The sequence below is a fragment of the Silvanigrella sp. genome, from assembly GCF_044369315.1.
Lineage (GTDB): Bacteria > Bdellovibrionota_B > Oligoflexia > Silvanigrellales > Silvanigrellaceae > Silvanigrella.
Map to the genome: position 1 here is coordinate 1 of NZ_JBIPMD010000291.1, position 3,567 is coordinate 3,567.

Annotated in this window: 4 protein-coding genes; all 4 read left to right on the plus strand. The window is 29.6% G+C overall.

Annotation, left to right across the window (positions count from 1 at the left end):
• The first annotated feature begins 90 nt into the window (after window positions 1-90).
• The 4 genes from ACIQ56_RS15635 (at window position 91) to ACIQ56_RS15650 (ending at window position 3,474) form a co-directional block, all read left to right on the plus strand.
• Window positions 91-1,374, plus strand: a complete 1,284-nt coding sequence (locus ACIQ56_RS15635; protein ID WP_397601971.1) for a methyl-accepting chemotaxis protein — start codon at window positions 91-93, stop codon at window positions 1,372-1,374.
• Window positions 1,367-2,767: a FecR domain-containing protein gene (locus ACIQ56_RS15640; protein ID WP_397601972.1), complete on the plus strand. Its 1,401-nt coding sequence runs from the start codon at window positions 1,367-1,369 to the stop codon at window positions 2,765-2,767. Before ACIQ56_RS15635 ends, ACIQ56_RS15640 begins: the two co-directional genes overlap by 8 nt.
• Window positions 2,768-2,982: 215 nt before the next feature.
• Window positions 2,983-3,162, plus strand: coding sequence for a hypothetical protein (locus tag ACIQ56_RS15645; protein ID WP_397601973.1), 180 nt, complete (start codon window positions 2,983-2,985; stop codon window positions 3,160-3,162).
• Between the two features lie 39 nt (window positions 3,163-3,201).
• On the plus strand, window positions 3,202-3,474 hold the full coding sequence (locus tag ACIQ56_RS15650) for a hypothetical protein (RefSeq protein WP_397601974.1): 273 nt from the start codon (window positions 3,202-3,204) through the stop codon (window positions 3,472-3,474).
• The last annotated feature ends 93 nt before the right edge of the window (window positions 3,475-3,567 follow it).

Consider the following 3,567-nt stretch of genomic DNA (forward strand, 5'->3'; position numbering starts at 1 on the left):
TTCAAAAGCAACTTGCTCTGACAATTTTAAAAGTCTATTTTCCATCTCCATTTAAATCTCCTCCTCAAAAGGAGATTTAATTCTGGATTTATGCTTTGTAAAAATCACTTATTGGGAGGACACGTAGCAATAAATGCGGCTCGTTATGATGGAGATAATTACTATTTTATTGGTGATCACGAAAGAAGACAAATTTTAAACCCTAAGCGCCCTAAAGATGATAATGTCATTCAAAATTCAACCCAATATAAAATGTTTGTTGAAATATTAGAAAGAAATAAAGGCCCTGATTATTTAACTTATTATACAACAAAACCAGGAACTACAGATGAGTTTCCTAAATTAACCTATTTAAGACCTATTCCAGAATGGAAATGGTACATAGGAACAGGAATTTATATTGATGATGTAGATAGACAAAAACGCAAAAATATTTTTATAGAGGGAATGATTTGTATCTTTTTAGCTGTTTTCCTAATTTCGGGTGGCCTTATTTTAGCAAATTATATTGCTGTTCCTTTATCAAAATTAACAAATCTGTTAAAAACATCATCAAAAGACATGGAAGAAAAATGCGAACATTTAACTAATATGAGTGAAAATGTAGGAGCCTCTTCAAAAAGTCAAGCAAACTCAATTCAAGAAACCGCTGCTGCCATTGAAGAAGTCACAAGTATGATCGCAAGAACATCTACTTTGACAAATAATTCAGAAAATTTGTCTAAAACAATTAGCGAACAAACAGTAGCTGGAAATGAAGCAGTCAAAGAAATGGTTGCATCTATGGCAGCTATTCAGGAAGCAAGTCAAAAGCTTTCCGAAATTGAAGAGATTATCATTCAAATTGAAAATAAAGCCATGGTCATTAATGATATTGTTTCAAAAACAGAATTGCTTTCTTTAAATGCTTCCATTGAATCTGCTAGAGCAGGGGAATATGGAAAAGGATTTGCCGTGGTAGCAGAAGAAGTCGGAAATTTAGCAAAAACAAGTGGAAAATCTTCAAATGAAATAAGAGAACTTTTGGATAAAAGCAGAGTGAATGTAAAAAATATTTTAGAATTAACGGTTTCTCGAGTTTCTGAAGGACAAAATAAAACACATGAAGTTTCAAATATATTTAGTAAAATTATTACAGATGTAAACGAAATTCAAACACAAATGACACAAATTACGGAAGCTACAAAAGAACAGGAAATTGGTGTAAAACATATTTCTAATGCCATGTCCAAAATAGATGTTTCAGCAATAAAAAATTTAGAAAGCGCAGAAAAATCAATTGAAGCATCAAAAGAAATTCTTGAAATCAGTAAAGATTTAAAAGAAATAACATTTAAAACAGAAAATATTGTTTATGGAGTTAAAATTGCTTAAAAATAAAAGCTTAATTAAAATATTTTTAATTTTTATTTTAACGTCTTTCAATATATTAAAGGCTTATTCCCAAGATGAAGTTGGGAAAATTGATAATATTATAGGTAAAGCCGATCTTTTTGACGGCAAAGAAACAGTAGAATTAAAAAAAGGAGACCTTGTTCATCCTTCTGATACAATAAGAACAAAAGAAAATGCCCTTGTTAAAATTATATTTTTTGATGGTGCTGATATCATTCTTTATGAAAAATCAGAATTAAATATTAAGGAATATAAAGTTGATTTAGAATCTGATCAAAAAAGTTTAAAAAGTATTTTTGAAAATATAAAAGGAAAAATTAGATTTTTCGTAAAACCAGATAAAAATATAAATAATGATGTTAAATATAAAACATCAAATGCTGTAATGGGAGTTCGAGGCACGGGTGGATTTATTGTAGCCCCAGAAAATGCAACAGAAACTCAACTGGTAGTAACAACCGGAAAAGTAGAACTAAGTAACCCATCAACTCCCGAAGTTGTACAAGAAGTAAAAGAGAATCAATGGGGAAAAATAGAAGGTGACAAACCTCCACCTCCACCAGAACCTGTTACTCCTGAATTAATAGAAGCATTAAAAGTTACTTTACCGGAAGGTTTCGATACCCCTCAACCACCAGTTGATGAGGAAAAAGAAGAAGAAAATGATTCAAAACCATCTACTCCTGAGCCTATTGTTCCTATTGAAGGAAAAAATGAAGATAGTGAATTTTTTCGAATAGGCCCCATGGCAAGTTTTGGCTTTTTTCAATTTTTTTCAATTGGAGCAGAAGCACGACTTTTTCAATTTTTAGGAATAAGTGCAAGTTATGGTGGTATTAGTAATTTTAATTTAAAAAATTATCCTAGTTTAGAGAATAGAATAAATCACAATAATAATAACACTCCCATTCAAGATACTTCTGGAAATATCCAACATTTAGAAGGAAGAGTTGTTATTTATCCCTTTTTTGGCTCTCTATTTATAGGCACAGCTTTAGGATTTAGACATTTGCAAGCAACAGTGGAGGCTTGTGAATATATTGGTCAGTTTGGTAATGACAATTCGTGTGTTCCTTTAAGAGCTCATTTAACGGTAGATACTGTTTATTTTGCACCTCAAATAGGTTGGATGTCTGTTTTTGACAACGGCTTTACATTGGGGACGGAACTTGGAGTTCAAATTCCAGTGACGTCAGGAAATGAAAATTTTTGGAGCGAAATTTTAACGACAGACCAAAAACAATATTCTCTTGTTGCAAACTCTTATGCTTACCAAGATTTTCAAAGACAAATACGAGATAATTTTGGTGATTATTTTAGGTCAAAAACACTACCATTTTGGAATATAATTAAAATTGGTTGGATGTTTTAAGAATTTATTAAAAAATTTTTTTACCTAGAAATAAAATTTTATCTAATCATTTTCTATTTTTTAAAGTGACAACTTGTTTGATATTTTATTTATTATGTGGCGTTACCATAGAACTTCATACTAGGCATTCATAATTTGATTGACATTAATATAAAATTGTATTATCAAATTAGAGTCTACAATTCATAATTTATTAAAATTAAATAGAGGTTAAAATGAAAAAAACTCTTAGCTTTATTCTATTAGCATTAAATTTAATTAGCTTAAATAGTTTTGCTTCTGGAGAATACAAGAAATGTAAATATAAAATTATTAAAATCTGCAGTATCTATCAACCTCCTCCTTATCTCCCTGTTCATAGCTCTCCTCTATTTATTAAAATGGGAGAAAAATAATTTAAAAAAAAATATATTTAAATATCGAGGCATTAAAAAATGAATATACTTAAATTTTTTATATTAATTACGATTGTTTTTTGTTCAAATACCTCTTTTTCTCAATCAAAAACACAAGTAGCTTGTACAAGCTCACAAAATTATAAAATATGGCGTTGGGCAAAAGATTCTACTGGAAAAAGAATTGAAGTTCCTGGATATTGGAAATTACATAAAGAAAAAAAAATAGATTATGCTCCTAAGTATTTTTTTATTACAACAGAAGATGAAATTGAAAGAATAAAACAGTTTGATCTTCCCCCAATTTTATAGACACAATTAACCGACCTTTTTCATTGGTCTAGTTATTTCAAATATAACTGGAGACAGATATCCATTCGACGAATGCTTTCTAACACGATTGTA

What these genes read in the sequence shown, in the direction of transcription:
- ACIQ56_RS15635 (WP_397601971.1), top strand. Translation starts at nt 91, where the DNA reads ATGCTTTGTAAAAATCACTTATTGGGAGGACACGTAGCAATAAATGCG.
- ACIQ56_RS15645 (WP_397601973.1), top strand. Translation starts at nt 2,983, where the DNA reads ATGAAAAAAACTCTTAGCTTTATTCTATTAGCATTAAATTTAATTAGC.
- ACIQ56_RS15650 (WP_397601974.1), top strand. Translation starts at nt 3,202, where the DNA reads ATGAATATACTTAAATTTTTTATATTAATTACGATTGTTTTTTGTTCA.